The sequence below is a fragment of the Halovenus halobia genome (assembly GCF_051414135.1).
Taxonomy (GTDB): domain Archaea; phylum Halobacteriota; class Halobacteria; order Halobacteriales; family Haloarculaceae; genus Halovenus; species Halovenus halobia.
In genome coordinates this window covers 373,173-397,622 of record NZ_JBLKOA010000002.1, presented here as the reverse complement: position 1 = coordinate 397,622, position 24,450 = coordinate 373,173, and the positions used below count along the sequence as shown (strand labels likewise).

Below are 24,450 nucleotides of genomic sequence, written 5' to 3'. Positions count from 1 at the left end.
AGAACTATGTCCCGGTCAGCACTGGTCGGAAACGTCACGGCGATGCTCGAAGACGCTGGCTTCCTGGTCAGCGACCGCTGTGCTATCCGACCGAAAAGTTTCGACGTTGCGGCACGCCGGGGCGAAGACGTACTGTTGGTCAAGATTCTCGGCAACATCGACGCCTTCGACGCCCGGACCGGCGCGGAGATGCGCCGACTGGGCACCTACCTGAACGCGACGCCGATTGTCATCGGCCTGCGCACCCGTGACGAGGAACTCGACCCCGGTGTTGTCTACTTCCGTAACGGCGTGCCGGTGTTCTCGCCGGACACTGCGATGGACCTGTTCGTCGAGGAAGTCCCGCCGCTCATTTACGCCGCGCCCGGCGGACTCTACGTCAACATCGATAGCGAAGTGCTGCAGGACGTTCGCCAGAACCGCGACTGGTCGCTGGGCCGACTGGCGAAAGAACTCGGCGTCTCTCGGCGCACCGTCTCGAAGTACGAGGACGGCATGGACGCCAGCGTCGAGGTGGCGGCCGAACTCGAAGACCTCTTCGACGCGCCGCTGACCTCGCCGGTGTCGGTGCTCGAAGACGGCGGCGAGTCAGTTCGCGACACGGAGGAGCCACCAGATGGCCCGGACGTGGCTGAGGAAGACGAGGCGATTGTCACGGTTCTCACCCGGGTCGGCTACGAGGTCCATCCGACCGACCGCGCGCCGTTCAAGACTGTCAGCGAAGACGAGGGCGAACAGGAACAGATGCTCACCGGCCACTCCGAGTTCACCAAGACGGCCGAGAAACGCGCGAAAATCATGTCCTCGGTCGGCCGCGTCACTCGAACCCAGTCAGTCTACGTCGTCGACCGTGCCCGCCGCGAGGCAGTCGACGGGACGGCAATCATCGAAAAAGAGGAGATGGAAAACATCGAAGACCGCTCGGAACTTCGCAATCTCATCGTCGACCGGATCGAAGAAGAGCCGGCGTGACCCACGCTGTTGCGGAACAGCAACCCGCGACAGAAACGCCTATACTTGCTGACCCCCGTCACCCGATGTGACTCACAGTGCCGACGCCGAGACGGGAATCGCCGTCTCGGATGTCCTGCCGGACTTCGCTGGGGCGTTTCCCTTCGAGCGGTTCAACCGCATGCAATCGGAGACGCTGCCGGCGCTGCTGGACACTGAGGACAACGTCGTCGTCAGCGCCCCCACCGCCAGCGGCAAGACTGCCGTCGCGGAGGTGGCCATCTGTCGAACACTCGACGCCGGCGGGACGGCACTGTTTCTCGCCCCCTTGCGCGCGCTGACCAACGAGAAAGAACGCGAGTGGGAACGGTTCGAGGACCTCGGCTACTCGGTGTACGTCGTCACGGGCGAACGTGACTTGAACTCCCGGAAAGCTGAGCGCGCGGACGTACTCGTGATGACGCCCGAAAAAGCCGATTCTGCGACGCGAAAACACGACTCTCGGCGGTACTCCTTCGTGACGGACATCGACTGCTGCATCATCGACGAGGTACATCTGCTGGATTCTGAACAGCGCGGGAGTGTCCTCGAAGTAACCATCTCTCGACTCCGGCGACTCTGTGACCCCCGTGTCGTTGCGCTGTCGGCGACGATGCCAAACGTCGAGGACGTGGCGGCGTGGCTCGATGCCCCTGACGAGACGACGTTTTCCTTCGGCGACGAGTACCGCCCAGTCCCCTTGGAAGCCGACGTGACGACCTATACTCACGGCGAGAACGCATTCGCCGACAAGTACCGCCGCCTCTACCGGGCGCTCGACCGCGCCGAACCACACATCCGCGAGGATGGACAGGCGCTCGTATTCGTCGCCTCGCGACAGGATACCGTGCAGGCCGCGAAGAAATCCCGCGACGAGATTGCCGAGCGTGATATTCCGATGGGCGCTCGCGGGGACTACGATTTCCACACTGACGCCGAGCAGTTGAGCAACGACACGCTCCGAAAGTCCGTCCTCGACGGCGTCGGCTTCCACCACGCCGGGCTTGCTCGCGAGGACAAAAATCTCGTCGAGCAGTGGTTTCGTGAGGGCAAGATTCAGTTGCTCTTTTCGACGTCGACGCTGGCGTGGGGTGTCAACCTCCCCGCTCGGTGCGTCGTCATCCGCGATACGAAACACCACGACCCACTGAAGGGAGAAGTTGAGATGAGTCCGCTGGACGTCCTCCAGATGCTCGGGCGTGCGGGCCGGCCGGGCTACGACGAACGGGGCTACGCGTGGGTTGTCTGTGATGGTGACTCGGTGAGTCGATACCGGGAGTTGCTCTCTGAGGGCAAACGAATCGAATCTCGGCTGGCTGACCGCAGCACCAATCAGGACGAGGGCGGCCCGCCAGCGAGTGACCTGGCAGTGCATCTCAACGCCGAAATTGCGCTGGGCACGGTCACAGATATCGACGACGCGATGGACTGGCTGGAGACGACGTTCTACTTCGTGCGCGCAAACCGTGGCTCGGAGTACGTTGCCGGCGACGAACTCCGCAGCCGGGTTAGTGAGACCTTAGAGTGGCTCGTCAAAAACGAGTTCGTCGAGATGGATGGCCTCGCCGTCGAACCGACGCCGCTGGGTCGTCTCACCTCGAAGTTCTACCTCGAACTCTCGACGGCGCGGCGGTTCGGCACGCTCGCCGACCGGACTGACCTGACGGAACTGGAAGTGCTGACTGCCGTCGCGACGGCCGCGGAGTTCGACAGCGTCAGCGCCCGGTCGGACGAAGAGGACGCTATCGAGGCAGTGCTCGGCGAGCAGGCTGCCGACCTCGAATCTGGCAGCCGGAAGGTGCTGGCTATCCTGAAGTCGGCGATGAACAACACCACGCCGGCCGCGTTGCGCAGTGACGCGTGGGTGATTCGACAGAACTCGCTCCGACTCCTCGCGTCACTGCGAGCCATCGTCGACCGGTTTGGGACCGCAACACAGGCCAACTTGGTCTGCCGAGTCGAGGCCCGTGTCGAGACGGGGGTCAGCGCGGACGCGGTCGGGCTGACGGCTATCGATGGCGTCGGGTCGACGCGGGCGGGCACACTCGCCGCTGCGGGCTACGACTCGCCAGCCAAGGTGGCAGCAGCAACACCCACGAAACTCGCAGCGGCTGGGCTCTCCGAAGGTGTTGCCGAACAACTTGTCGAGAGCGCGGCCGAGTTACCGGCTGTCGCGGTCGAGTGGAGCGGGTTTCCCGAGACCATCCCGGCGGGCGAGCGTGACCTGCAGGAGGTAACTGTCCGTTCGACGGCCGGCAGCGCCCGGGCCACTCTCACTGCCACGGTCAACGGCGTCGAAATGACTACGAAGAGCACCTACCTTGGCGAAGCAACACTCCCGGTTGGTGTCTTCGGCGGCGACACCGACGAACTCGACTTCGAGATTCGCGTCGTGTTTCCAGAACTGCCACTCGACCCGATTTGCCGTCGCAAAACGGTCCGCGTCGAGCGCTGACGGCGATATCGCCTGATTTCGTGAGACGTCGTTAGTGGTGCCGATAAAACTTCTAAATATCTCTCAACGAGTATTAAAACGAATTAGAGAGTTGTAAACTGCGTAATTTATCGTGGAGCGAGCGAAAACGGAGCGAAATCTCACTAACCATCTCCCCTTTATATGATGGGATAGCTCGAATGGGTGAATACAGAGCGAACCCATGTCAAGTGCATTCCCCTCCGACCCGACCGCAGGTTCCGAGCACAGTCACAGTACCCTCCGCGCGGCCGTAGAGTACCCGCTCCGGGCGCTCGGCTTCTGGGCTGCAATCGTCCTCCCCTTCGTACTGCTCGGCCTCATCGTGGCTGGCATCGCACAGTCCTCCCCGGTGCTGATGACCGGCCTCGTCGGCGCAAACATTGCTGGCTTGCTCCTCGGTAAGGAGTACAACAAATAACGCCCCCACGGTCGACATGGGTTCTCTCTGTTGGTTCCCTGCTGACGCGACCACGCACCCTCCGCACGCTCCCACACTGACGCGACGTCTGTTCCTCAGTTCTCCCAAACCCAATAGCCATGCCTGAGTTGTGGCCTGCTCCAGTGCCGCCCGCGCTTGCCGGCACGCTTTTTCGGACTCAGCCCGTTTTTGATCTATGAGCACACCGTTCACACTCACAGACGAACAGAAATTAATCCGCGAGACGGTCCGAGACTTCGGCGAGAACGAGATTCGCCCCGTCGCCGCCGAGTACGAGGCCGAGCAGCGCTACCCCGCAGAGCTGCTCGCTGCGGCCGGTGACCTGGACCTCGTCGCACCGAACGTGCCCGAGGAGTACGGCGGCGCGGGAATGGACCACCTCGCGGAACTGCTTATCACTGAGGAGCTGTGGCGCGCTGACCCGGGCATTGGGGGGTCGATTGCTGCCGCCCGGTTCGGGACTGAGATGCTCCTGAAGTACGGCGAGGAGTGGATGTGCGAGCAGTGGCTGCCGAAAATCACGGCCGGCGAGACACCCATTGCGACGGGGATTAGCGAGGCGGCTCACGGCTCGAATGTCGCGGGAATGGAGACACGCGCCGAGAAGGAGGATGACGAGTACGTCATCAACGGCGACAAAATGTGGATCACCAACGGCACCGTCGCCGACGTGGCGATTATCATGGCGAAAACGACACCCGAGGCGGGCCACGAGGGCATCACGGCCTTCCTCACGCCGACCGATGTCGACGGGTACGACGCGACGCGCATCACGAACAAACTCGGTATTCACGCACAGGATACCGCCGAGATTGTCATCGATGACCTGCGCGTGCCTGCCGAGAATGTCATCGGCGAGGTTGACCGCGGCTTCTACCAGTTGATGGAGTTTTTCGGACCGGCACGCGCTGATGTTGCCGCCCAGTCGACCGGTGTTGCCCAGGCAGCGCTGGACGCCGCTGTCGAGTATGCCAACGAACGCGAGCAAGGTGGACAGAAAATCCGCGAGTACCAGGCTATCCGGCACAAACTCGCCGAGATGGCGACGGCCGTCGAGACGGGGCGGTCGCTGACCTACCGCGCCGCTGCGGCACTGGAATCTGGCGACCCCTCGCGCGCGACTCGGTTCGCGAGCATGGCGAAACTGTTCGCCAGCGAGCACGCTGTCGACGTGACTGACGAGGCGCTTCAGGTTCACGGCGGCGCTGGCTACGTCTCAGACCACGATGTCGAGCGGTTCTACCGCGACGCTCGCATCACGAAAATCTACGACGGAACCAGCGAGATTCAGAAAAATATCATTGCCGGCGAGTTGCTTTAGAACGTGATAATCTCGTAGTTGTCGTCGACCAGCGAGCGAATACTCGGGTGGCCGTCGTGGTCATCAAGCGCAACGACGCCAGCGTTGGCGACAGCCGCTTCGACGCCAAACGCCCCGGCACAGTAGTCACAGGCGGCGGCGTTGTCACGAACTGCGGTGTAGAGGTCGTGATAGTCGCTGTCTTCGTCTTCGAGTTCAGGAATCCACTGCGTCCCTGCGCCGTCAAAAATCAGCTTGACGTCGTCGCCGTCGGTTTCGGCGAACTCGCGTGCCGTTTCGAGGCCGTTGACGAGTCGGCCGAGATTCTCGTGACCCTCTGTCCCTGCCAGAATAACAACTGCTGCGTTTGCCATTGCACTCCTCGATAGGTACGGAGCGTATACTACCGTTGGGCGAGTCTGCGGACCAACTGCGCTCGCGAGGAACGCTTATCCGGTCCACTGCTGGTGATATTTTATCCCGTCGCCCTCGGAAACGACTGTCAGCAACGGTGGACAATCGCTCGATACGTTACAGTTCGAGTTCGGTTGCGTCAGCGACGTCGTACTGCATTATCTCGGGTTCGCCGGCGAGTATCTCTGGCAACATCGCCGCGAACTCTGTGAAGTGGTCTGTCTGGGTGTGTGCGCCAAGCGCTTGCTCGTCCTCGTAGCGCTCCGTGAACCGGAGGAGATTCGGGTCTTCGACGTCCGTGGACGCAGTGTACTCGATGACGCCGGGTTCCTCGCGGGTGTGTTCTTGGAGTTCATCGATACGGTCGAGCACGCGCTCGCGCTCGTCTGGGTCGATCGGAAAGGTTGCGTGAACAACGATCATTGCGTCCGTGATGTCGACCGCGACCGGGATATAGCTGTGGTGCCTGCCTCCTACGTAGCCGCGACGATTTCGACACCTGCGCCGGTATCGTTATTGTGCTCACGACGGAACCGGAGGGCATGCGTGCTGCAGCATTCACTGAACTGGTCGGTCCCGAGGGTCTCTCAATTGTCGAGCGGCCAACACACGAACCGGGCCCCGGCGAGGCAGTTGTCGACGTTCGCGCGTGCTCGATAAACCGCCACGACCTCTGGATTCTCGACGGGGATTCGGCAATGGTCAGCGGCGACAACCTCCCGTTCGTCAGCGGACTCGACGTCGCCGGCGAGGTTCGAGCGGTCGGCGATGGCGTCTCGACCGTCGAAGAGGGTGACCGTGTCGTCCTCTGCCCGAACGAAACCTGTGGCCACTGCCGCTTCTGTCGGGAGGGACCAGAGAACCTGTGCGAATCGTTCTCGCTGTTCCATGGTGGCCTCGCAGAGCAAGCCACCGTTCCAGCCGACCGACTGGTTGCACTGCCCGACTCGGTCGACTTTCCCACGGCCGCCGCGATTCCGACGGCGTACATGACTGCCTACCACATGCTCCGCCGGGCCGAGGTCGGACCGGCCGATCTGGTCTTTGTGCCGGGCGCAACCGGCGGCGTCGGCGTCGCCTGCGTCCAGCTTGCCGACGTACTGGGTGCAAATACTGTCGGCACCTCCTCCTCGGCGGAGAAACTCGCGACTGTCGAAGAGTTGGGACTGGACCACGCAATTGAGGCGACCGACCCAGACACAATTCAGGCCGCAGTCGAACAGGTTGGTGAGCCAGACGCGGTGATGAACCACCTCGGCGGCGAATACACCGACCTCGGCCTGTCGGTCATGCGCCGCGGCGGCCGCATGGCTGTCTGTGGCCGGACCGCGGGCGGACGCTCAGAAATCGGCGTCACTGGACTCTTCCTGGGCCACAAACAGATCATCGGGAGTACAATGGGCACACAAGATGACCTCCGGCGACTTGTCGACCTGACGGCCGCTGACGAGCTTGCGCCGAACATTGACGACACCTATCCGCTCGAAGAGACGGCCGACGCGTTCAGAGCGATGAAAGAGCGCGACAGCGTCGGCAAACTCGTCGTGACTGTCTAGTCTTCGCCCATCGACCCGAACAGCGCCTCGGCGTCGGCGGGCACGTCGAAGTCGTGGAAGTGTTCGCCTTTCTCCTTGCTGAGGATGTTGAGTGCAGCGGCCGCGCCGTCGCCAGCGGAGATGACGGCTTGCCACTCCTCGGCACGCACCATCGCACCGGTTGCGTAGGCGTTCTCGACTGACGTTTCCATCGAGACATCGACGTCGACAACGTCGTCGTCGAACTCGGCACCCAAGCTCTCTGCGAGGTCGCGGCTTGCTCCCGTCGCGAGCACGACGTAGTCGCCCTCGTGGTCGCCGTCCTCGGTGCTGACGGTGAAGCCGTCGTCGGTCGACTCGACGCCCGTGACCTCAGTCTCCTGATGGCGTTCGACGCCGAAATCGTCGACCTGGTCACGGAGGGTTTCGAGATAGACCGACCCGTCGACAGAGCCGATACCGGGGTAGTTGAACAGGTGTGCCTTGTGCATCCACGTCCCGTCAGTGTCGAAGACAGCCGTGTCGAGGCCGTTTTTCGCCGTGAACAGTGCTGCGCTGAGGCCGGCGGGGCCGCCGCCGACGATGAGTACGTCGCTCATAGGTTCCATTCACTCGGATAGGTTATAAAAATAGGACTAACACTCCTGTAACCCCCTCCGGTCACTCGAACCGACCGGTAATCGACTCGCACTCCAGACAGCGGGTAACCTTCCGGACGCCGTCTTCGGCCAACTCCACCGTCGTCGGCGTGCGCTCGCCGCAGGTCTCGCACTCCCGGAGAATCTCGACGTCACCGCCGTCCTGTGGCGCACCGAGCGCCAGCAGGATTGCTCGTTCCTCGCCCGTGTTCACGCCCTGCTGGTACTCGCCGGGACCGAACCGGATAGCTTCGCCAGCCTCGACGACGATATCGCCGTCTTCGGTCTCGAAGGTGACTTCACCCTGCTGGACGACGAAGACTTCCTCCTGTTTTTCGTGTTTGTGGTAGCCGTAGGCCGGGCTGTTGCCCGGGTCGAGTTCGTAGTAGTTCACCGAGAGGTGTTCGGCGCCGAGCGCGCGAGTCAGCGGCCGTTGCACCGTCGACGCGTCGACTCGTCGGTCGACATCCTCGATTCGGACCTTCTCCATACCTCGACATCGCAGGACTGGCCCGTGAATCTACTGGTCGGCCAGTTCGTCGGCCACGTCGTGAATCGACTCGACGGTGAGCGCGGGGTCGCCACCAAACGTCTCCCACGGCCGGGACTTCCGGTTGAGCCAGACACCTTGCATCCCGGCGTGTTGGGCGCCGAGCACGTCGAAGTAGCCAGCGGTGACGTGAGCCATCTGGTCGATTGGCGTGCCGGTCCGGGCCGCGCCGAGGCGGTAAATCTCCGCCGCCGGCTTGAACGTCTCTACCTCGTCGGCGCTAATGGTGTCTTCGAGCAGGTCACCGATGTCGGCGTGTTTCACCATCGAATCGAGCATCTCCGGATTACCGTTCGAGATGACATAGCAGTCGTATCCCTCGTCGACGAGGTGTTGGACCCCATCGCGAACGTCGTCGAACACGTCGAGTTCGTGGTAGACCGCGAGAATTTCGTCGCGCTCTTCTGTAGAGATATCGACGCCGTAGGCATCGAGTGCGTACTGTAGGGCGTCGCGGTTCATTTCGTAGAAGGGCTGGTAGGCGTCGATCTGGTTGGCGATGAAGGTGTAGGCCAGCGAGCGTGTCCGCCAGAGTCGCGAGACTGGCTTGGGGTCCGCAACTCGGTCGGCCAGTGCCTGTTCGGCAGCATCGACGTCGACGAGTGTGCTGTACGAGTCAAACGTCACAGTCTGGACGCGGTCAGCGTCGAATTGTTCTGCCATACTCTGCCTACATCGTGGGACTGCTTAAGACTCCGCCCGCTCGTCGAGAAACGCTGCGGCTTTGTCTCGACCCTCGGTCACCAGTTCCTCGATGAATTCGGGGTCGCGGTCGAGTTTCGTCGATGCGTCGTAGCCCTGCTCCATCTGGAGACGGTGAATCTCGGTCGTCTTGAACTGCTCGGCCGGGAGTGTCCCCGACTCGACCCACTCGTTGACCCGCTCGATGAACCGAAGCTCCTGGTTCAGCGAGATGTTGCCCGAGAGTTCGTTGCGGCGGTTGGTGATTTCGTCGAGGCTCGTCGGCTCCCCCTCGAGTTCCTGCGGATTAATCTGGATGACCCACAGTTCGTCGGGTTTGCGCTCTGGCGGTTGGTGCATCAGGTCGTAAATCGGTGGATTCTGCGAGAACAGCCCGTCCCAGTGGTAGTGGCCGTTGATTTCGACGGCCTCGAACAGCGTCGGCACCGCCGCAGAGGCTAGCACCGCGTCGACCGTGACATCCTCGTTCGTGAACGTCTCGAAGACGCCGGCGTTGACGTTGACCGTCCCGACGACGAGTTCTGGGGCTGTGCGCTTACAGTAGCCGGGAATCTCCTCAAAGTCGATATGCCGTTCGAGAATCGACCGGACGCGGTCTTTGCCCATCTCAGACCACGGATTCTGGTAGGGACTCATACGTGGCAACGGCAGTCCGGCCCCCTCGAACCGTGACAGCGTCGTCAGCCAGCTGTTCGTGGCGCGGTCTGCTGGCCCGTCGACCGCGATATCTGCCCAGATGTCCGTCACGATGCCGGCGGCCTTCGCTTCGTCGCCGGTGACGAGTCCGTACCACGCCGCCAGGGCGTTGAACGCACCGCCGGAGGTGCCGCTGATGCCGACCAGTTCGTCTTCTTCGTCCCAGTTCTCGAACAGTTCGGCCAACACGCCGGCCGTGAACGCGGTGTGACTGCCCCCACCCTGACAGGCGATGGCGATGTTCGTGGACTGTGTGTCCGCATCTTGCTCCGGGCTCATTGATAGGTTGTCGTGTAGCCGCCATCCCAGAGCATATCGCCGCCGTTGAGATGTTTGCCGTGCCGGGAGAAACCAAATGTGAAGAGATTTGCCACCTCTGCGGGCGTCATCATCTCTTTCGTCCGGGCCTGTCCGAGCATCACGTTCTCGATGACCTCCTGTTTGGAGATGCCGCGCTGTTCGGCGGTATCCTCGATCTGGTTGACCATCAGCGGCGTCAGCACGTAGCCGACCGAGACCGAGAAGCCACGGAGCGTCCCCGCACCCTCGGCAGCAATCGAGCGAGTCAGTCCGTTGAGTGCGTGTTTGGCGGTAATATAGGCGGCCTTGCGCTCCGTGGCGAAGTGGCCGTGCACCGACGACATGCTGCCGATTGCGCCGACACCGTCGTCGGTCGCCTCGATGTGTGGGATGGCCTTCTGTGCGGTCAAAAACGGTGCGCGGACCATGATGTCTTGGAGCATATCGTATTTCTCCATCGGGAACTCGGCGATAGAATCGATGTGTTGCATCCCGGCGATGTTGGCGACGTAGCGCAGTTGACCGTACTCGGCGGCGGCCTCGACGACTGCCCCCACGTCCTCGTCGTTCGTCAGGTCTGTCTCGACCGCCTCGAATGTCCCTTCGGCACCGACTTCGTCGACGAGTGCTGTGGTCTCGGCCATCCCCTCGGTGTCGATGTCGGCCCCGACGACAGTGAGGCCGTTGGCAGCGAGTGCGACCGCAGTTGCCTGTCCGATTCCGGAGGCTGCGCCCGTAACGAGCGCTGTCGTGTCCTCGGTGAATCGTGGGTCGTCGAGGACCAGCAGGTCTTCGCGGGTCAGTTCAGGTGGCGCGAGGTCGACATCGTCGTCGGTCATAGTTGTATATCGTCACAGTCACAAATAAAAAGCGTAGTTAACGCAGGCTGGTCCGAGTGGGTCGACGACAGTATGCCCGGTCCGCGCTACCAGCTACGCGGTTGTGTAGGTCCGGCGCGCACCCCGGGAAACATTATTGTGCAATCCGACACAGTATAGGATATGGCACATCGGTCGCGCTCCGAGGATGCGACTGCCGCGCTGTCAGAGTTGCCACCCAGTGCGAAACTCGTCGCCAAGACGCTCGAACACGAGGGGGAGTTAACCCAGCCACAACTGGCCGACCAGACGCTGCTGGCGGGCCGAACCGTCCGGTCTGCGCTGTCTGAACTCGAGGATGCTGACATCGTTAGCTCCCGGAGTTCCGTCATCGACGCGCGAAAGACGCTCTATTCGCTCGCCGAGGAGTAGGGGCTACCGTTCGCTCACCAACACTTACCACCCAACCGTGTGAGTTGCAACTATGAGCGACCCATTTGTCGTCGTCGGCGGTGACGCCGCGGGATTGAGCGCCGCGAGCAAGTGCAAACGCGAGGACCCCGACCGGGAAGTCATCGTCTACGAGAAAAGCGACTGGATTTCCTACGCCCACTGTGGGATGCCCTACTACATCAAGGGTGAGGTAGACTCTATCGCGTCGATGCTCTCACTCACGCCCACGGAGGTTGCCGAGCGCGGTATCGACCTCCACCGCCACCACGAGGTGACCGCTGTCAACCCGGAGCGTCAGACCGTCACCGTCGACTCCGGCGATGGAACCACCGAACAGCCCTACGGCGACCTGCTGATTGCCACCGGTGCGCGGGCGGTGACTGCGCCAATCGAGGGTGCGGACCTCGACGACGTGTTCACGATTCACCACATGCACTCGGCGGCGGCGTTGCGCGCACTCCTCACACCGCCCGAGGAGGCCGACGAGTCGGTGCTCGACGCCGACTACGTGGACCTCGAAGAGATAACGCCATACTTCGACCGCGAGCCACCCGAAACCGTCGCTATCGTCGGCGGCGGCTACGTCGGCGTCGAGATGGCCGAGGCATTCCGCGAGTGGGACCTCGAAACCCATCTCTACCAGCGGCCCGAGCGCCCCGCGCCGCCCTTCGGCGAGGCCGTCGGCGACGAACTCGTCGACTCTCTCGACGACGCTGGCGTCACCCTGCACTTGAACACCGAAGTCGAAGCCATTGACGGCGAGGGCAGCGTCGAGCGAATTGTCGCCGACGACGGCACCACTGAGGTGGATCTGGCAGTGGTCGGTATCGGCATCCGCCCGAACACCGAGATTGTCGAAGACACTGGCGTCGAGTTCGGCGACTCGGGTGCGATAACTATCGACGAGTACGGCCAGACTGCGGTCGATGGTGTCTACGCCGCCGGAGACTGCGCGGAGAAGACCCACGCCGTCACCAGCGATTCAGAGTGGGTGCCGCTGGGCCTGACGGCCAACCGTGCGGGCCGGGCAATCGGCCAGACTGTCGCTGACGACCCCGCGCCGGTCGGCGAGATTGCTGGCACAGCCGTGTTGAAAGCCTTCGAGTTGGAGTGTGGTCGCGTGGGAGTTATCGACCATGACCGGGCCGAAGCAGCCGGGTTCGACCCCGTCTCGGAGACGATTACCGCCGGGTCGCGCTCTGGCTACTACCCCGGCAACGCCGAGACGACGGTCACGCTGACTGCCGACCGCGAGAGCGGACGCCTGCTCGGGGGGACGATTGTCGGGGAAGACCGCGCAGCCATCCGAATCGACACGCTCGCAACGGCGCTGCACAAAGAGACGACGGTGGACGAACTCGAACGGTTCGACCTCGCGTACGCACCGCCGTTCAGCCCGGTGTGGGACCCGATTCTCGTCGCGGCGAAGGTGCTCAACGGCTCACTGGCGGACTGAGCCGACACAGCAGGCCAGACTCCATGGCGTCCATTCGCGCTCGAGTTGCGCTGTTCGTCCTGCGATTCACGGGAAGCTTTATTCGAGCCCATAGAGAACTCTCGAACATGACTCATCGGCAGCCCTGGGGAGGAGACTGACGGTGGCTGGGATCTTGTTCTGGGCGCTCGTCGCGCTGGCGACAGTTACCAGCCTCGCAACGGCGTGGGCGCTGGGCGCTAACAGCAACTCGCCACCGTTCGCACCGGCGATTGGTGCCAACGCTATTTCGACGATGCGGGCGGCCTTTCTGGTTGGCATCCTCGCCGCACTTGGCGCATTGGCTCAGGGCGGCGCAATCTCCGAAACCGTCGGCGCGGGCCTGATTAACGGCGTCCAGATCACCTCGCTGGCGGCAACGGCGGGCCTGCTGACCGCAACGTCGTTCATGGTGGTCGGCGTCTATACCGGCTATCCCGTCCCCGCGGCGTTTGCCACGACCGGCGCAATGGTCGGCGTGGGGCTCTCGCTGGGCGGCGACCCCGCCATCAATACCTACCGCCGGATTGCGACGTTCTGGGTGCTCGTTCCTCCCGTGTCGGGTGGGCTTGCCTACCTGACTGCAACGCTGCTTCGCCGTGACGATATTCCCGAAACACTCAGTATCCCGCTGCTTGCGGCCGTCGTCGGCAGCATCGTCGCAAATGTCCAACTATCGATTATCCCGTCATCGTCCGGCGTTGAGCAAAATTCCGTCGCCTCGTTTGTCGCGAGGCTGATTGAGACGCCGACACTTGCGGGCATTGACCCCTTGCTAGTACTCGTCACGATTGCCGTCGCAGCGCTGAGTTTCCAGGTGATGCGCCGCCGAACACAGAACTCGGCAGAAGGCGGCATCCGGACGTTCCTCGTCGTTCTCGGGAGTGTCGTTGCCTTCTCCAGCGGTGGCAGTCAGGTCGGACTGGCGACCGGACCGCTCGAAAACCTCTACGGGACAGAACTTGGCCTGCCGGGAATCGTACTGCTGGCTCTCGGTGCAACCGGAATCCTCGCTGGCGCGTGGATGGGTGCGCCCAAACTGCTCCAGGCAACATCGCGTGAGTACGCGCAGTTGGGTGTCCGGCGCTCGATTGCCGCGCTCGTCCCGGGGTTCATCATTGCGCAGTTGGCCATCGCGCTCGGGATTCCCATCTCGTTCAACAACATCATCATCTCCGGCGTTATCGGCGGCGGGTTAGCTGGTGGCTCTGCGGGTGTTTCCCGGCGGAAAATTGGCGTAACGCTGACGTTCTGGGTGATTACGCTTGTCAGTTCTATCGCGGTCGGATTCGGACTGTACAAACTCTTTGCTGCAGTCCTCGGCGGGTAACCCTCAGCGGACGACGGTGACGGTGACCGGCGCTTCGCCGACGACAGTCGTCGCGACTGTGCCAAGCAACCGGCGGGCAATGTTGGCCCGCTCGCCACCGTGACTGCCCATCACTATCCGGTCGATATCGTGGGCATCGACGTAGGCGAGGATAGCCTCGGCCGGGTCGCCAGTCTCGACGGCTGTCTCGACCGTTCTGCCGACCTCGTCAGCGCGTTCTCGTGTCTGCTCGACGAGATGGTCCGCCCGTTCCCGCGCGCTTTCACGCCGCTTCTCACCGGGTTCGAGCACCCCGCCTTCGCTCATTGCCGTGTCGAGCTGGGTCACCACGTTCAGCACGGTCACACGGCAATCAAAGAGTTCGAGCGCCTCGTCGAGTGCCGCGTCGGCCAGCGGTGAGCCGTCAAGGGGAACGAGCACGTGCGATGGAGCCATAGTTCGGGTTGCACCCGCTGGTACATATCGTCAGGGGTCGCCCGCAGACGTAGCCTTATGTACGATCACCGGGCCAGAGAGGGTATGCCCGAGACAGCACACGTCATCGCCGGCCGCTGTAAGCGGTCTTCGAGAGAACTCATCAAGAAGACCAGCGTGGCTCTGCCACGGATACGCGAACGGGTTCTGCCCGTAAGCAGGAGCACTGCGGCGACCTTATCGTCCTCTTCAAGCCCGACAGCACTAGCTAACTACTAGTAGAGCCTCATGATAGCATTGCCGAATCGATATGTTGGTGTCCTATACCAACAAAAAGAGTTATCATCTGTTGGTCTACTATGCCAACATAAGTCGTAGCGATGGGATCGACAGTCATCTCCAAAGACTCAGGCACCTACGAGGATGGGTCACGGTACGAGATGGTCGTAACTGAAGTCCCACAAAGCGACGATTATCCGGAGGGAATCAAATACCGTTTCCAGTACATGGCCGAAGATGGTCGAACTCTCTTACGGTTCGACAACTTTCCGGATCATCCGGGTGTGGATCGCCACCACTACCACACATCCGGTGGTGTCTACGACGATATCGAGTATACTGGCTCGAAAGATCATATCCGGAAATTTTACGAGCGGATGGACACGCTCCGCAGTGGTGATCAACCATGACCGACAAACCAATTAAAAACACCCAGAGTAGCCCCGATGACAGCAACAGCGCCGACCCTGAGGAGGAAATCGTGATAGATGAGACAGAGGCAGGCTTTCTCGAAGATCGTGACACCGATGAGTATCCGTCGGTTCTACGGATTACTTCCGAACCTGAAGAGAGCCACCGCCGAGATGCCCTTGACCGACTTGACCGCTGGGAGGAAGGGGAAGACGTACCGCACGTCATCAACTTCCAGAATCCAAGTGATCTCCGGGCGCTACTGACTGACCGCCGTGTCGAACTACTCCAGAGCGTTATGGCTGATAAACCGGACAGTATCCGGCGATTGGCCGAGCGTCTCGACCGTGATGTCAAATCTGTTCACGACGACCTAGGAGTGCTTACCGAGTATGATATCGTTCACTACGAACAGGATGGGCGTGCAAAACGCCCGTTCGTTCCGTACGACACTATCGAGGTCAGTCTCGAGATCTCGACGCCACAGCCGACTGATGACGCTGTCTCTGCCTGACTTCCGAACCCGACGTACATTTATATCCAATCACGGGACCAGCACGTCCCATGCCCGAGACAGCACACGTCATTGCCGGTCGCTGTACCGCCGTCTTCGAGGGACAGAGCGAAGAGGAACACTGCGGCGACCTTATCGTCCTCGTCAAGCCCGACAACACTAGCTAACTACTAGCAGATCTCCGGACCTGTGTCCAGCAGGATACGTTGATTACCGGGCCGATAAGACTATATGCTATCACATGATAGAATATACTAAGGAACAGCGACATGGCTGACGGCGACGTTGTGCTTGATCGGAACTTCCAGGTCGATGGCGAGGAAGCTACCCGAGTCCGGCTGTTTGCGGTCGAAAGTTCCACTGAACCGGGCGGATACCACTACCGGTTTCAGTATTACGCGCCGGAAGAAGACGAGCAGATCCTTCGGTACGACAACGCTCACGATTCCCCCGTCGGTCCGCATCACCGTCACGAAGGTGACGAGGTTACTGGAATCGAGTTCGAAGGACTCGAAGCGCATGTCGCTCGTTTTCAAAAGGAGGTGCGCCAGATCAATGCCCAACGATAACCATACTGACCCCGCCCCCGAAGAGCTGAATTATCCCGAGACACTTCGCATCACGATTGAATCCTCAGAAGAGGCCTTCGATGAAGCACTTGCCGCTGCCCGAACGGCCGAGACCGGTGAACAGACCGAAGCTGTCCTCTCTTTCGATAGTGCGACAGGGATTCGAGAGTTGTTGACCGACCGACGGCTTGAACTCCTTCGCTCGCTGATGGGTGAGCCAGCGGAAAGCATTTCCAACTTGGCCGAACGACTGGAGCGAAGTTACTCGGTCGTCCACGATGATGTCGGGTTACTTGCAGAATACGGCATCGTGAAATTTCGTCAGGCCGGTCAAGCAAAGCAACCGTTCGTTCCCTACGACAGTATCGAATTCGACATCACCGTCTGTGCACCAGTTGCCAGCGACGATACTGAAGCACCCGCGTAGCACGTATCTTTATAGCCAATCACGCAACCAGCAGTCGTATGCCCGAGACAGCACACGTCATCGCCGGTCGCTGTACCGCCGTCTTCGAGGGACAGAGCGAAGAGGAACACTGCGGCGACCTTATCGTCCTCGTCAAGCCCGACAACACCGTTCTCGTCCACGACGCCGACGGTTACCAGCCAGTCGCCTGGCTGACGCGCCCTGACTCAGTCACTGTCGCCGGAGGGACTGTCGCTGCCAGCGACGGGGACCAATCCCTCACGGTGACAGTCCACGACGCCAGCGCCCGCGACGCCCACACGCTGGGCCACGCCGGCCTCCCCGTCGGGGAGTGCCCGGACTGCGACACCGACCTGCTCCGGGGCGACGGCACGCTCTCCTGTCCGGACTGTGAGACAGCGGTGCCCGTTCCTCGCGACGCGACAGTGCTCGACGATACCTGCCCGGAGTGTGGTCTGCCCCGGGTTCGCGTCCGACGGGGCTGTTCGCTGGTCTGCTGTCCCGACTGCGAATCCCTGACCGAACGAGTTCGCGAAGCCTTCGACCGCCAGTGGGACTGTCCCGACTGCGAAGGTCAGTTGCGCGTGCTCTACCGCGGCGGGCTGTTGCTCGGCTGTGACCGCTATCCCGACTGCGAGACGGCGTACTCGTTCCCGACCGGGATTCACGACGGCACCTGTGACTGTGGCTTGCCAGTCTTCGAGACAGCGTCGGGGCGGCGCTGTCTCGACAGTGGCTGTTCGGCGGCTTCGTGAACGCCATCTCTTTGCCACTCGCTTGCTAACTGCGGGTATGCGAATCGAATTCGACCGCGATACGTGTATCGGGATGTTCCAGTGTACCGCGGAGTGGGACGCCTTCGAGCGCGACGAGGACGATGGGAAAGCAGACCTGGCCGACAGTGAGGAAACAGACGACGATATCTTCGTTCGGGAAGTTCCTGACGGCGAGGAATTAGACGCGAAGTTTGCCGCGCGCAGTTGTCCGGTCGACGCAATCGTTGTCTACGACGACGACGGTGAGCAACTGATCCCGTAGTTACTCGAACTCACCTTCGTCGACGTCGCGCTCGGGCCGAGAGGCCATCGTGATACGGTTGCGCGGGAAGAAGTGCGCAAGGTCGGTCGTCGTCACAATTCCCACTGGTTTCCCGTCTTCTGTGACGGGCAGTTTCTTCACCGCGTTGTGGCCCATCCGCTCGCCAGCGACGTAGACGGCTTCGTGTGGCCGCACGGTCACGACTGGGTCGGTCATGATTTCCTCGACAGTGGTCGCATTGAGGTCGAGTCCCTGTCCCACGGCCGCGACGATATCTGTCTCGGTGACGATTCCCTCGATGATATCGTCACCGATGACCAGCGAGCCGATACTGTTCTCTCGCAGTGTCTGTGCTGCCTCGGTGATTGTCGTGTCGCTGGTGACTGTCGCCACCGGCGAACTCATGATATCCTCGACTGCTGTCTCTTTTTCAGACATACGCCCATCTTCGGGTGGCTGTCTCTTAATGGCGGTGGCTTACACGGTCACCACAACCACCGGTAGCGTCGTCTCAGCGAGCAAGTGCTGGACGGTTGACCCCGGCGGGTCGCCCGCGGTTTCTGGGTCACCGCGAGTTAACCCGAGCAGTAGCTCGTCAGCGCCTAACTCCTCGGCGAACCTCAGGAGAGCCTCTGTCACTGTTTCGCCGTCGGACAATGAATCGGGAGTGCGAATCTCTACTGTCGGTTCAATGAGTCGTGTTCGGGCAACGTTGCCGGCGTCACCGGCGTCGCGCTCCGAAACTGGCCCCTCTGGAACTGTCGCAAACACGACTGTATCTGCCTCTCCGAGGCGCGGGTCGAGATAATCGCAAGCTGCTGCCGTCGTATGTACTGAGTCCGTGCCGACGAGGACTTTCGTCATACTCGCTCTCTGGGTGCTATCCGGATATAAGTTAGAACTCACGGGGTAATTCGAGACAAACAACTTTGGGACGGCAGAACTCTGGGTGCCGACGAGTTACTCAGCGTCACCAGTCACGATATCGATATCTGTCTCGCGCTCGTCGTTGAGAAACGCGGGAGTGCCGGCGCGGGACTCGATTCCAGCCGTCGCCTCGAGCGCGTCGGCGTAGGCTTCGTCGATTGCCTCGGTAGCGTCCTTGTCGAGCAACTCCGCGGCAATCGCGTCTTTTGCCTGCGTCTGTGAGTGGAACGGGACGTACATACTCTAGCATTCGGGTGACTCCTTGGTATGTGTTGTGCCTATTCAAAAAGCGACTCGCCAGTCATCTCTGCAGGCCTGTCGACGCCAAGCAGTTCGAGCATCGTCGGCGCGATATCGGCGAGTGTGCCACCACTTCGGATCTGTCGGCCGTCGCCGGTTCCGCCCGGTCCGCGGTAGAAAATTGGCACTGGGTTGGTCGTGTGGGCGGTGTGTGGCTGTTCGAGCGTGCCCATGTCGTCGGCGTTGCCGTGGTCCGCGGTAACGATGGCGTGTGCGCCCGCCTCGGCGAAGGCGGCGAGCAACCGAGCGAGATTCGTGTCGACGGCTTCGACGGCCGCGACGGCGGCGTCAAAGTCGCCCGTATGGCCGACCATATCGGCGTTGGCGTAGTTGAGCACAACTACGTCAGGGTCCGATTCTTCGATGTGGGCAGTCGCGCTGTCAGTCACTCCTGCGGCGCTCATCTCTGGTTGCTGGTCGTAGGTGGCCACATCAGGGCTGGGCACGATTTCGCGGTGTTCGCCCGCAAATTCGACCTCGCGGCCGCCGTTGAGGAAGTAGGTCACGTGGGGGTACTTCTCGGTCTCTGCAATCCGCAGTTGCGTCAGACCGTTCGACGCGAGCACCGCACCCAGCGTGTTCTCGGGCCGATTCGGTGGGAACGCAACCGGCAACTCGAACGTTTCGTCGTACTGCGTCATCGTCACGAACTCGACAACTGGCGGCGTGGTGTCGAACTCCCACGCAGGCTGGATGTCGGCGAGCATCCGCGTGAGTTGGCGTGCGCGGTCCGAGCGGAAGTTGACGAAGATGACAGCGTCGCCGTCCTTGATGGGATGGCCGCCCTCGACCAGCGTCGGTTCGACGAACTCGTCGGTCGTCTCGCGGTCGTAGGCTGTCTCGACGGCGGCGACGGCCGACTCGGCGGTGTACTCCGCTTCTCTCGAGACGATTGCGTCGTAGGCGCGCTTCGTTCGCTCCCAGTTCTCGTCACGGTCCATCGCGTAGTACCGACCCGAGACGGTGCTGACGTGGCCAGTTCCCTGCTCGTCGGCGTGGGTCTGCAGTTCCGAGAGATAGCCTGCGCCGGATTTCGGGGCTGTGTCCCGGCCGTCGGTGAAGGCGTGTGTCGTCGCCTCGACGCCGCGGTCGGCGGCGAGTTCGACCAGCGCGTGCAGGTGTGACTGATAGGAGTGGACGCCGCCGTCGCTGACGAGTCCGAGCAGGTGCAAGCGGCCACCAGTCTCCTCGACGTGGTCCAGCGCGCCCGCAATCGCGTCGTTTTCGTCGAGCGGTGGGTCGGCAGGGTCATCGAACGGGCGGTCGGTGCTACCGACGGCCTCCTGACGTGGCGGTGAAGCCGCTCCGCGCTCCTCGCCGCGCCACCGCCCAATTGCGTCAGTGATGCGGGCAGATTCCTGCACGAGCACGCGGCCAGCGCCGATGTTGAGGTGGCCGACTTCGCTGTTGCCCATCTGTCCGTCAGGCAGGCCAACCCGGCGGCCGTGGACCTCGAGTTGGCCAGCCGCGGCCGTCTCCCACAGGTCGTCGACTGTCGGTGTCTCCGCGGCAGCGATGGCGTCACGGGCCGTCTCGTCGGGATTGAGTCCCCAGCCATCGAGGACGACGAGTCCGAGTTTCATACCTGACGGTTGCGTCGCTGACCTACGACGCTTTCGGAACGCGCGCATCGTGGCGACGAGTAATCAGTCTTCGCCGCCGACGTTTTCGCTACTTCTGAACGAGGGTGGGTCCGGTTCGATATTCGCGTATTCGACTGTCCGCTGGCCGAGCACGGCGACTCGTTCTGCCATCTTTTCGTCGACAAATTCGCCGTCCTCGAACTGGCTTGACGCGTTCGGGACGACTGCCTGATGGGGGAGTACCCAGGCGTTGAGTGCGCGACAGACTGACCGCAGATGCTCGACTGTCCCAGTTGGAAACCCGCCACCGGCAATACCAAGCAGGCCAACAGTCGTACTCTCGAACTCGTCGAATCCCGAGTAATCGAGAGCGTTTTTTAACACTCCAGAGTACGACCCGTGATACATCGGCGAGCCGAGGATGATTGAATCGGCGTCCCTGAGTGCTTTCTGCAGTCGGTCGGCGTCACCGGCGTCGCGGTCGTCGGGGTCGAACACCGGTAACTCGTACTCCCGCAGGTCAATCAGAGTCGTCGTTGCGCCAACAGCTGCTGCTTCATCCAGCGCGTGGCCCAGCGCAACCCGGGTATAGCTGGCGTCTCTGAGGCTGCCGCAGAGTCCTGCGACGTGTGTGTGCTCGCTCATAGACTCCGTTCGAGAGGGTCCCAAAAATAGTCACGGGGAGCTATCCCCAGAACGAGGCATTTCCAAGGCAGTACAAGAAGGCAACCCGCCCCAGGCCAAGGCCTGCCATAATCACCAGACAGTTCGCAAGCGTGGTGTTGAAGACGACGAGATAGCCGATACCGACAGTCGAGAGGACCAACGAGAGACCAATCAAGAGATGACAGTAGCGCTCGGTTTGTGGTTCTATGTTTAACCGGCCGCGTACAAGTACGACACAGCGACGACCGAGGCCGAGTGCCACCGGAATTATGTGCCCGCAGTGAGTGGATTCGGATATGACCTCCCAACTGCTCTCCGAAGACTTCGCGGAGAACATCGTCACGACTGCGCGCACGGCCACCGGCGACAGTCTCCGCTCTGTCACGTACTTCACTCGGTCCGATTTCGACCAACTGTATCTCCGGGATGATCTTGAACAGGACGCCGACCTCAACACCTTCGTCGGTCACGAGTGGCGCGGCTACCGCGAGACACAGAACGCCTACCAGCAGTCTGAACTGGGCAAATGCAAGTTCACCGTTCGCTCCTTCGAGAACGGCTACCTCCTCCGAGTTGCCGAGGACCGCCGTGGCGTCCTCATCACGACTGACGGCCTCTCGATGCAAAGCTACGAGGAGATTGCCGAAGCCCTCAAGCGAATGCTGCAGGACGGCGACGAATAATTGCCCGTGGTATGTAACCGCCTGACTTTTGGTTTGTGGGGACAAGACAACTGTAATGGCTAACCTCGAACTGACTGCGAAGGAACCTCCTTGTGGGGACGACGGCGTCTGGCTGAGCTGTATCGAGTGTTCTGAGACGTTTGCGCCCTTCGAGGAGGTCCGGTTCACATGCGATGACTGCGAGGGACTGCTCGAAGTCCGGTACGCCGACCTCCCGACGTGGGACGATTTCGAGGGCGAACGCAACGTCTGGCGCTACGCAGCGGCGCTGCCGGTCGATAACGGCGTCAGCCTCCCCGAAGGCGGCACCCAGCTCCACGACGTGCCCCGCCTCGAAGAGGAAGTCGGCGTCGACCGACTGCGCGTCAAACACGAAGGGATGAATCCGACGGGTAGCTTCAAAGACCGCGGGATGACCGTCGGCACCCGCGTCGCCCAGAAAGTCGGCGTCGAACGACTCGCCTGTGCCTCGACCGGCAACACCAGCGCCGCACTGGCGGCCTACGGCGCACGCGGGGGGATGGAGACGCTCGTCTTGCTTCCGGCGGGCAAAGTCGCCGCTGGCAAGATTGCACAGGCGAGTCTCCACGGCGCACGCATTCTCGAAGTCGACGGCAACTTCGACACCTGTCTCGACATCGTGCAGGACATGGCAATGGCCGGCGAGGTGTATCTCCTCAACTCGCTGAACCCCTTCCGACTGGAAGGCCAGAAGACAATCGGCCTGGAAATCATGGAGCAGTTCCGCAACGAGGAGGGTGATTACCCCGACCGCATCGTCCTGCCGGTCGGCAACGCGGGCAACACCGCCGCGCTGTACAAGTGTTTCCGCGAACTCGTCAAAAGCGGCGCAATCGAGGAGTCGGACGTTCCGAAACTCACCGGTGTCCAGGCCGCTGGCGCTGCGCCGATGGCCGAAGCCATCGAACACGGCTGGGACGAGCACAAACGCTGGGGCGAAGTCGAGACCCGCGCGACGGCTATCCGCATCGGCAACCCGGTCAACGCCCCGAAAGCGCTGCCGGGAATCCGCCAGACTGGCGGCACGGCCACGGCTGTCTCTGACGAGAAGATTACCGAGGCCCAGCGTGACCTCGCAGAAGAGGGCGTCGGCGTCGAACCTGCCTCAGCCGCCTCGATTGCCGGCCTGCGCAAACTCCGCTCGGAAGGCGTTATCCGCGACGACGAACAGGTCGTCTGCCTGACGACCGGCCACCTGCTCAAAGACCCCGAGGCCGCCGCCGAGGCCGGCTCTGAACCCGAATCTGTCCCGGGAACAACCGAGGGCGTCCGCGAGTATCTTGACGCTCACTGATCGGCGTCGTCACCCTTTTCGTCTGGGTCCCACTCTCCGTCGCCGGTGTTGCCGCCGTGTGCCGGATGGTCCGGGACGTGTGTGAGCATCGCTCGCTGGAACGCTCGCTTGAGTTTCTTGCGGAGTGACCCCATACTGTCGGAGAGGACTCCGAGAGTTAAGTAACTGCGCCCGACACACCGGATATGAAAGAGAATCTTCGCCGCGGGCTTTCGGCTGTGTTCTGGAACACCGACCAGCGGCGGTTCCGTGCCCCGTTTCGCTTCGCTATCTCGTCGATTATCGTGCTGGTGTTCGTGCTCTTGCTCGGCCTCGTTGCCTTCCTCATCGGGAGTGCCGTCGGCGACCTCGGCCCAATTCCGACTGCCGTCGCCGAGATTGCCTCTCTGTTCGCACTCGTCGGTGCTGTCCTCGCTGTCTCCTGGATTGTCGACCGCCGGCAGTTCCGTGATATCGGGCTCGACCTCGATACTGCGTGGCGGCGAGCCTTCGGCGTCGGGCTTGCGATTGGTGCCGCAATGGTCGTCGCCGTTGTCGCAGTCGTCCTCCTCACCACCGGCCGCCTCGACGGAACTCTTCTCACCCGAAATGGGACGCTGTTTGCCGGGCTGTCGGTGCCGGTTGGTCTGCTCGTCGCTGCTGCGTACTTTCTCGCTATCGGGACGCTCGAAGAACTGATCTTCCGGGGCTACGTGCTGGTCAACGTCGCAGAAGGCTCACAAATTGTGCTTGAGGGTCGCACTGCGACGCTGCTCGCGGCAGCCGTCAGCGCCGGGTTGTTCGGCCTCGTCCACGCCAGCAACCCGAACGCAAGCGTGGCGAGTACGCTCATCATCACGCTGTTTGGCCTCTTTCTTGCAGGCGCATACGTCCTGACGGACTCGCTGGCGCTGCCTATCGGCATCCACACGGGCTGGAATTTCGTCCTCGGGCCGGTCTTTGGACTCCCGGTCAGCGGGCTGACGACCAGCGTTGCCCTCATTGGCGTCGACGCTGGCGGGTCGGCAGTTACCGGCGGGCAGTTCGGCCCAGAGGGCGGTATTGTCGCGCTCGTCGGACTGCTCGTCGGTGCTGGTCTGCTTGCTGGCTGGCTCAACTGGAACGGCGAGTTTTCGGTCAGCGAACAGGTCGCGAAACCTGACCTGTGGCGTCGTTCGTAGCGCGCAGCCGACCCCCTCGTTTCAGATCGAAGCCCTCCGCTGTCGCGTG

At 61.9% G+C, this 24,450-nt stretch carries 31 protein-coding genes; 17 read left to right on the top strand and 14 right to left on the bottom strand.

Going from position 1 to position 24,450, the window contains the following annotated elements; genetic code table 11:
• Positions 1-6: 6 nt before the first annotated feature.
• From ACMGFM_RS08975 to ACMGFM_RS08960, 4 genes are all read left to right on the top strand, one after another.
• Positions 7-972 (top strand): transcriptional regulator, encoded by a 966-nt coding sequence (locus ACMGFM_RS08975; protein ID WP_436902163.1) that lies wholly within the window; start codon positions 7-9, stop codon positions 970-972.
• Positions 973-1,069: 97 nt separating this feature from the next.
• Complete coding sequence (locus ACMGFM_RS08970) at positions 1,070-3,445, top strand: DEAD/DEAH box helicase (protein ID WP_436902216.1); 2,376 nt, start codon at positions 1,070-1,072, stop codon at positions 3,443-3,445.
• Positions 3,446-3,647: 202 nt separating this feature from the next.
• On the top strand, positions 3,648-3,884 hold the full coding sequence (locus ACMGFM_RS08965; protein ID WP_436902162.1) for a DUF8028 family protein: 237 nt from the start codon (positions 3,648-3,650) through the stop codon (positions 3,882-3,884).
• Positions 3,885-4,080: 196 nt separating this feature from the next.
• Entirely contained in the window at positions 4,081-5,226 is a 1,146-nt protein-coding gene (locus tag ACMGFM_RS08960; RefSeq protein WP_436902161.1) for an acyl-CoA dehydrogenase family protein, read from the top strand.
• Here ACMGFM_RS08960 and ACMGFM_RS08955 read toward each other — a convergent pair.
• Positions 5,223-5,579 carry a DsrE family protein gene (locus tag ACMGFM_RS08955; RefSeq protein WP_436902160.1) on the bottom strand — a complete coding sequence of 119 codons (357 nt, stop codon included), beginning with the start codon at positions 5,577-5,579 and terminating at the stop codon, positions 5,223-5,225. The genes ACMGFM_RS08960 and ACMGFM_RS08955 overlap by 4 nt on opposite strands.
• 157 nt (positions 5,580-5,736) lie before the next feature.
• Positions 5,737-6,042, bottom strand: coding sequence for a putative quinol monooxygenase (locus ACMGFM_RS08950; protein WP_436902159.1), 306 nt, complete (start codon positions 6,040-6,042; stop codon positions 5,737-5,739).
• Between the two features lie 119 nt (positions 6,043-6,161).
• Between ACMGFM_RS08950 and ACMGFM_RS08945 the strand changes: the two genes are divergently transcribed.
• Complete coding sequence (locus tag ACMGFM_RS08945; protein ID WP_436902157.1) at positions 6,162-7,175, top strand: alcohol dehydrogenase catalytic domain-containing protein; 1,014 nt, start codon at positions 6,162-6,164, stop codon at positions 7,173-7,175.
• Here ACMGFM_RS08945 and ACMGFM_RS08940 read toward each other — a convergent pair.
• The 5 genes from ACMGFM_RS08940 to ACMGFM_RS08920 form a co-directional block, all read right to left on the bottom strand.
• Positions 7,172-7,753, bottom strand: coding sequence for an NAD(P)/FAD-dependent oxidoreductase (locus ACMGFM_RS08940; protein ID WP_436902156.1), 582 nt, complete (start codon positions 7,751-7,753; stop codon positions 7,172-7,174). The genes ACMGFM_RS08945 and ACMGFM_RS08940 overlap by 4 nt on opposite strands.
• 61 nt (positions 7,754-7,814) lie before the next feature.
• Positions 7,815-8,282, bottom strand: a complete 468-nt coding sequence (locus ACMGFM_RS08935; protein ID WP_436902155.1) for a cupin domain-containing protein — start codon at positions 8,280-8,282, stop codon at positions 7,815-7,817.
• A gap of 30 nt (positions 8,283-8,312) precedes the next feature.
• A complete protein-coding gene (locus ACMGFM_RS08930) occupies positions 8,313-9,005 on the bottom strand; it encodes a haloacid dehalogenase type II (RefSeq protein ID WP_436902154.1) in 693 nt (230 codons plus the stop codon).
• A gap of 24 nt (positions 9,006-9,029) precedes the next feature.
• On the bottom strand, positions 9,030-10,019 hold the full coding sequence (locus ACMGFM_RS08925) for a patatin-like phospholipase family protein (protein WP_436902153.1): 990 nt from the start codon (positions 10,017-10,019) through the stop codon (positions 9,030-9,032).
• Positions 10,016-10,879: an SDR family oxidoreductase gene (locus tag ACMGFM_RS08920; protein ID WP_436902152.1), complete on the bottom strand. Its 864-nt coding sequence runs from the start codon at positions 10,877-10,879 to the stop codon at positions 10,016-10,018. Before ACMGFM_RS08920 ends, ACMGFM_RS08925 begins: the two co-directional genes overlap by 4 nt.
• Before the next feature lie 162 nt (positions 10,880-11,041).
• Between ACMGFM_RS08920 and ACMGFM_RS08915 the strand changes: the two genes are divergently transcribed.
• From ACMGFM_RS08915 to ACMGFM_RS08905, 3 genes are all read left to right on the top strand, one after another.
• Positions 11,042-11,290 (top strand): winged helix-turn-helix transcriptional regulator, encoded by a 249-nt coding sequence (locus ACMGFM_RS08915; protein ID WP_436902151.1) that lies wholly within the window; start codon positions 11,042-11,044, stop codon positions 11,288-11,290.
• Positions 11,291-11,342: 52 nt separating this feature from the next.
• Positions 11,343-12,767: an FAD-dependent oxidoreductase gene (locus tag ACMGFM_RS08910; protein ID WP_436902149.1), complete on the top strand. Its 1,425-nt coding sequence runs from the start codon at positions 11,343-11,345 to the stop codon at positions 12,765-12,767.
• 142 nt (positions 12,768-12,909) lie between these two features.
• Positions 12,910-14,115, top strand: a complete 1,206-nt coding sequence (locus ACMGFM_RS08905; protein ID WP_436902147.1) for an inorganic phosphate transporter — start codon at positions 12,910-12,912, stop codon at positions 14,113-14,115.
• Positions 14,116-14,118: 3 nt separating this feature from the next.
• On the opposite strand, the gene ACMGFM_RS08900 is transcribed toward ACMGFM_RS08905, so the two are convergent.
• Complete coding sequence (locus ACMGFM_RS08900; RefSeq protein WP_436902146.1) at positions 14,119-14,550, bottom strand: universal stress protein; 432 nt, start codon at positions 14,548-14,550, stop codon at positions 14,119-14,121.
• Between the two features lie 359 nt (positions 14,551-14,909).
• Between ACMGFM_RS08900 and ACMGFM_RS08895 the strand changes: the two genes are divergently transcribed.
• The 6 genes from ACMGFM_RS08895 (at position 14,910) to ACMGFM_RS08870 (ending at position 17,767) form a co-directional block, all read left to right on the top strand.
• Positions 14,910-15,218 carry a toxin-antitoxin system TumE family protein gene (locus ACMGFM_RS08895; RefSeq protein WP_436902145.1) on the top strand — a complete coding sequence of 103 codons (309 nt, stop codon included), beginning with the start codon at positions 14,910-14,912 and terminating at the stop codon, positions 15,216-15,218.
• Complete coding sequence (locus ACMGFM_RS08890; RefSeq protein WP_436902144.1) at positions 15,215-15,733, top strand: HVO_A0114 family putative DNA-binding protein; 519 nt, start codon at positions 15,215-15,217, stop codon at positions 15,731-15,733. Before ACMGFM_RS08895 ends, ACMGFM_RS08890 begins: the two co-directional genes overlap by 4 nt.
• A 269-nt stretch (positions 15,734-16,002) precedes the next feature.
• Positions 16,003-16,302 carry a toxin-antitoxin system TumE family protein gene (locus ACMGFM_RS08885; RefSeq protein WP_436902143.1) on the top strand — a complete coding sequence of 100 codons (300 nt, stop codon included), beginning with the start codon at positions 16,003-16,005 and terminating at the stop codon, positions 16,300-16,302.
• Positions 16,289-16,729, top strand: a complete 441-nt coding sequence (locus ACMGFM_RS08880) for an HVO_A0114 family putative DNA-binding protein (RefSeq protein ID WP_436902142.1) — start codon at positions 16,289-16,291, stop codon at positions 16,727-16,729. Before ACMGFM_RS08885 ends, ACMGFM_RS08880 begins: the two co-directional genes overlap by 14 nt.
• 38 nt (positions 16,730-16,767) lie before the next feature.
• Positions 16,768-17,484: a PDDEXK family nuclease gene (locus ACMGFM_RS08875; RefSeq protein ID WP_436902141.1), complete on the top strand. Its 717-nt coding sequence runs from the start codon at positions 16,768-16,770 to the stop codon at positions 17,482-17,484.
• 37 nt (positions 17,485-17,521) lie between these two features.
• Positions 17,522-17,767, top strand: coding sequence for a ferredoxin (locus ACMGFM_RS08870; RefSeq protein WP_436902140.1), 246 nt, complete (start codon positions 17,522-17,524; stop codon positions 17,765-17,767).
• Here ACMGFM_RS08870 and ACMGFM_RS08865 read toward each other — a convergent pair whose 3' ends face one another.
• From ACMGFM_RS08865 to ACMGFM_RS08845, 5 genes are all read right to left on the bottom strand, one after another.
• Positions 17,768-18,205 carry a CBS domain-containing protein gene (locus ACMGFM_RS08865; protein ID WP_436902139.1) on the bottom strand — a complete coding sequence of 146 codons (438 nt, stop codon included), beginning with the start codon at positions 18,203-18,205 and terminating at the stop codon, positions 17,768-17,770.
• Between the two features lie 39 nt (positions 18,206-18,244).
• Positions 18,245-18,631 carry a universal stress protein gene (locus ACMGFM_RS08860; protein ID WP_436902137.1) on the bottom strand — a complete coding sequence of 129 codons (387 nt, stop codon included), beginning with the start codon at positions 18,629-18,631 and terminating at the stop codon, positions 18,245-18,247.
• A 96-nt stretch (positions 18,632-18,727) separates the two neighbouring features.
• Positions 18,728-18,934: a hypothetical protein gene (locus ACMGFM_RS08855; RefSeq protein ID WP_436902136.1), complete on the bottom strand. Its 207-nt coding sequence runs from the start codon at positions 18,932-18,934 to the stop codon at positions 18,728-18,730.
• A 38-nt stretch (positions 18,935-18,972) separates the two neighbouring features.
• Entirely contained in the window at positions 18,973-20,577 is a 1,605-nt protein-coding gene (gene gpmI / locus ACMGFM_RS08850) for a 2,3-bisphosphoglycerate-independent phosphoglycerate mutase (RefSeq protein ID WP_436902135.1), read from the bottom strand.
• A gap of 63 nt (positions 20,578-20,640) precedes the next feature.
• Entirely contained in the window at positions 20,641-21,222 is a 582-nt protein-coding gene (locus ACMGFM_RS08845) for an NADPH-dependent FMN reductase (protein WP_436902134.1), read from the bottom strand.
• Positions 21,223-21,539: 317 nt separating this feature from the next.
• Between ACMGFM_RS08845 and ACMGFM_RS08840 the strand changes: the two genes are divergently transcribed.
• Both ACMGFM_RS08840 and thrC read left to right on the top strand, forming a co-directional pair.
• Positions 21,540-21,926, top strand: a complete 387-nt coding sequence (locus ACMGFM_RS08840) for a DUF7522 family protein (protein WP_436902133.1) — start codon at positions 21,540-21,542, stop codon at positions 21,924-21,926.
• 55 nt (positions 21,927-21,981) lie between these two features.
• Positions 21,982-23,241 (top strand): threonine synthase, encoded by a 1,260-nt coding sequence (gene thrC / locus ACMGFM_RS08835; protein ID WP_436902132.1) that lies wholly within the window; start codon positions 21,982-21,984, stop codon positions 23,239-23,241.
• On the opposite strand, the gene ACMGFM_RS08830 is transcribed toward thrC, so the two are convergent.
• The gene (locus ACMGFM_RS08830; protein WP_436902131.1) at positions 23,235-23,375 is read right to left on the bottom strand and encodes a hypothetical protein; all 141 of its coding nucleotides are present in this window, start codon (positions 23,373-23,375) and stop codon (positions 23,235-23,237) included. The two genes, thrC and ACMGFM_RS08830, sit on opposite strands and share 7 nt — an antisense overlap.
• A gap of 51 nt (positions 23,376-23,426) precedes the next feature.
• Between ACMGFM_RS08830 and ACMGFM_RS08825 the strand changes: the two genes are divergently transcribed.
• Positions 23,427-24,401, top strand: a complete 975-nt coding sequence (locus ACMGFM_RS08825; protein ID WP_436902130.1) for a CPBP family intramembrane glutamic endopeptidase — start codon at positions 23,427-23,429, stop codon at positions 24,399-24,401.
• The last annotated feature ends 49 nt before the right edge of the window (positions 24,402-24,450 follow it).

What these genes read in the sequence shown, in the direction of transcription:
- ACMGFM_RS08975 (WP_436902163.1), top strand. Translation starts at nt 7, where the DNA reads ATGTCCCGGTCAGCACTGGTCGGAAACGTCACGGCGATGCTCGAAGAC.
- ACMGFM_RS08965 (WP_436902162.1), top strand. Translation starts at nt 3,648, where the DNA reads ATGTCAAGTGCATTCCCCTCCGACCCGACCGCAGGTTCCGAGCACAGT.
- ACMGFM_RS08960 (WP_436902161.1), top strand. Translation starts at nt 4,081, where the DNA reads ATGAGCACACCGTTCACACTCACAGACGAACAGAAATTAATCCGCGAG.
- ACMGFM_RS08955 (WP_436902160.1), bottom strand. Translation starts at nt 5,579, where the DNA reads ATGGCAAACGCAGCAGTTGTTATTCTGGCAGGGACAGAGGGTCACGAG.
- ACMGFM_RS08950 (WP_436902159.1), bottom strand. Translation starts at nt 6,042, where the DNA reads ATGATCGTTGTTCACGCAACCTTTCCGATCGACCCAGACGAGCGCGAG.
- ACMGFM_RS08945 (WP_436902157.1), top strand. Translation starts at nt 6,162, where the DNA reads ATGCGTGCTGCAGCATTCACTGAACTGGTCGGTCCCGAGGGTCTCTCA.
- ACMGFM_RS08940 (WP_436902156.1), bottom strand. Translation starts at nt 7,753, where the DNA reads ATGAGCGACGTACTCATCGTCGGCGGCGGCCCCGCCGGCCTCAGCGCA.
- ACMGFM_RS08935 (WP_436902155.1), bottom strand. Translation starts at nt 8,282, where the DNA reads ATGGAGAAGGTCCGAATCGAGGATGTCGACCGACGAGTCGACGCGTCG.
- ACMGFM_RS08930 (WP_436902154.1), bottom strand. Translation starts at nt 9,005, where the DNA reads ATGGCAGAACAATTCGACGCTGACCGCGTCCAGACTGTGACGTTTGAC.
- ACMGFM_RS08925 (WP_436902153.1), bottom strand. Translation starts at nt 10,019, where the DNA reads ATGAGCCCGGAGCAAGATGCGGACACACAGTCCACGAACATCGCCATC.
- ACMGFM_RS08920 (WP_436902152.1), bottom strand. Translation starts at nt 10,879, where the DNA reads ATGACCGACGACGATGTCGACCTCGCGCCACCTGAACTGACCCGCGAA.
- ACMGFM_RS08915 (WP_436902151.1), top strand. Translation starts at nt 11,042, where the DNA reads ATGGCACATCGGTCGCGCTCCGAGGATGCGACTGCCGCGCTGTCAGAG.
- ACMGFM_RS08910 (WP_436902149.1), top strand. Translation starts at nt 11,343, where the DNA reads ATGAGCGACCCATTTGTCGTCGTCGGCGGTGACGCCGCGGGATTGAGC.
- ACMGFM_RS08900 (WP_436902146.1), bottom strand. Translation starts at nt 14,550, where the DNA reads ATGGCTCCATCGCACGTGCTCGTTCCCCTTGACGGCTCACCGCTGGCC.
- ACMGFM_RS08895 (WP_436902145.1), top strand. Translation starts at nt 14,910, where the DNA reads ATGGGATCGACAGTCATCTCCAAAGACTCAGGCACCTACGAGGATGGG.
- ACMGFM_RS08890 (WP_436902144.1), top strand. Translation starts at nt 15,215, where the DNA reads ATGACCGACAAACCAATTAAAAACACCCAGAGTAGCCCCGATGACAGC.
- ACMGFM_RS08885 (WP_436902143.1), top strand. Translation starts at nt 16,003, where the DNA reads ATGGCTGACGGCGACGTTGTGCTTGATCGGAACTTCCAGGTCGATGGC.
- ACMGFM_RS08880 (WP_436902142.1), top strand. Translation starts at nt 16,289, where the DNA reads ATGCCCAACGATAACCATACTGACCCCGCCCCCGAAGAGCTGAATTAT.
- ACMGFM_RS08875 (WP_436902141.1), top strand. Translation starts at nt 16,768, where the DNA reads ATGCCCGAGACAGCACACGTCATCGCCGGTCGCTGTACCGCCGTCTTC.
- ACMGFM_RS08870 (WP_436902140.1), top strand. Translation starts at nt 17,522, where the DNA reads ATGCGAATCGAATTCGACCGCGATACGTGTATCGGGATGTTCCAGTGT.
- ACMGFM_RS08865 (WP_436902139.1), bottom strand. Translation starts at nt 18,205, where the DNA reads ATGTCTGAAAAAGAGACAGCAGTCGAGGATATCATGAGTTCGCCGGTG.
- ACMGFM_RS08860 (WP_436902137.1), bottom strand. Translation starts at nt 18,631, where the DNA reads ATGACGAAAGTCCTCGTCGGCACGGACTCAGTACATACGACGGCAGCA.
- ACMGFM_RS08855 (WP_436902136.1), bottom strand. Translation starts at nt 18,934, where the DNA reads ATGTACGTCCCGTTCCACTCACAGACGCAGGCAAAAGACGCGATTGCC.
- gpmI (WP_436902135.1), bottom strand. Translation starts at nt 20,577, where the DNA reads ATGAAACTCGGACTCGTCGTCCTCGATGGCTGGGGACTCAATCCCGAC.
- ACMGFM_RS08845 (WP_436902134.1), bottom strand. Translation starts at nt 21,222, where the DNA reads ATGAGCGAGCACACACACGTCGCAGGACTCTGCGGCAGCCTCAGAGAC.
- ACMGFM_RS08840 (WP_436902133.1), top strand. Translation starts at nt 21,540, where the DNA reads ATGACCTCCCAACTGCTCTCCGAAGACTTCGCGGAGAACATCGTCACG.
- thrC (WP_436902132.1), top strand. Translation starts at nt 21,982, where the DNA reads ATGGCTAACCTCGAACTGACTGCGAAGGAACCTCCTTGTGGGGACGAC.
- ACMGFM_RS08830 (WP_436902131.1), bottom strand. Translation starts at nt 23,375, where the DNA reads ATGGGGTCACTCCGCAAGAAACTCAAGCGAGCGTTCCAGCGAGCGATG.
- ACMGFM_RS08825 (WP_436902130.1), top strand. Translation starts at nt 23,427, where the DNA reads ATGAAAGAGAATCTTCGCCGCGGGCTTTCGGCTGTGTTCTGGAACACC.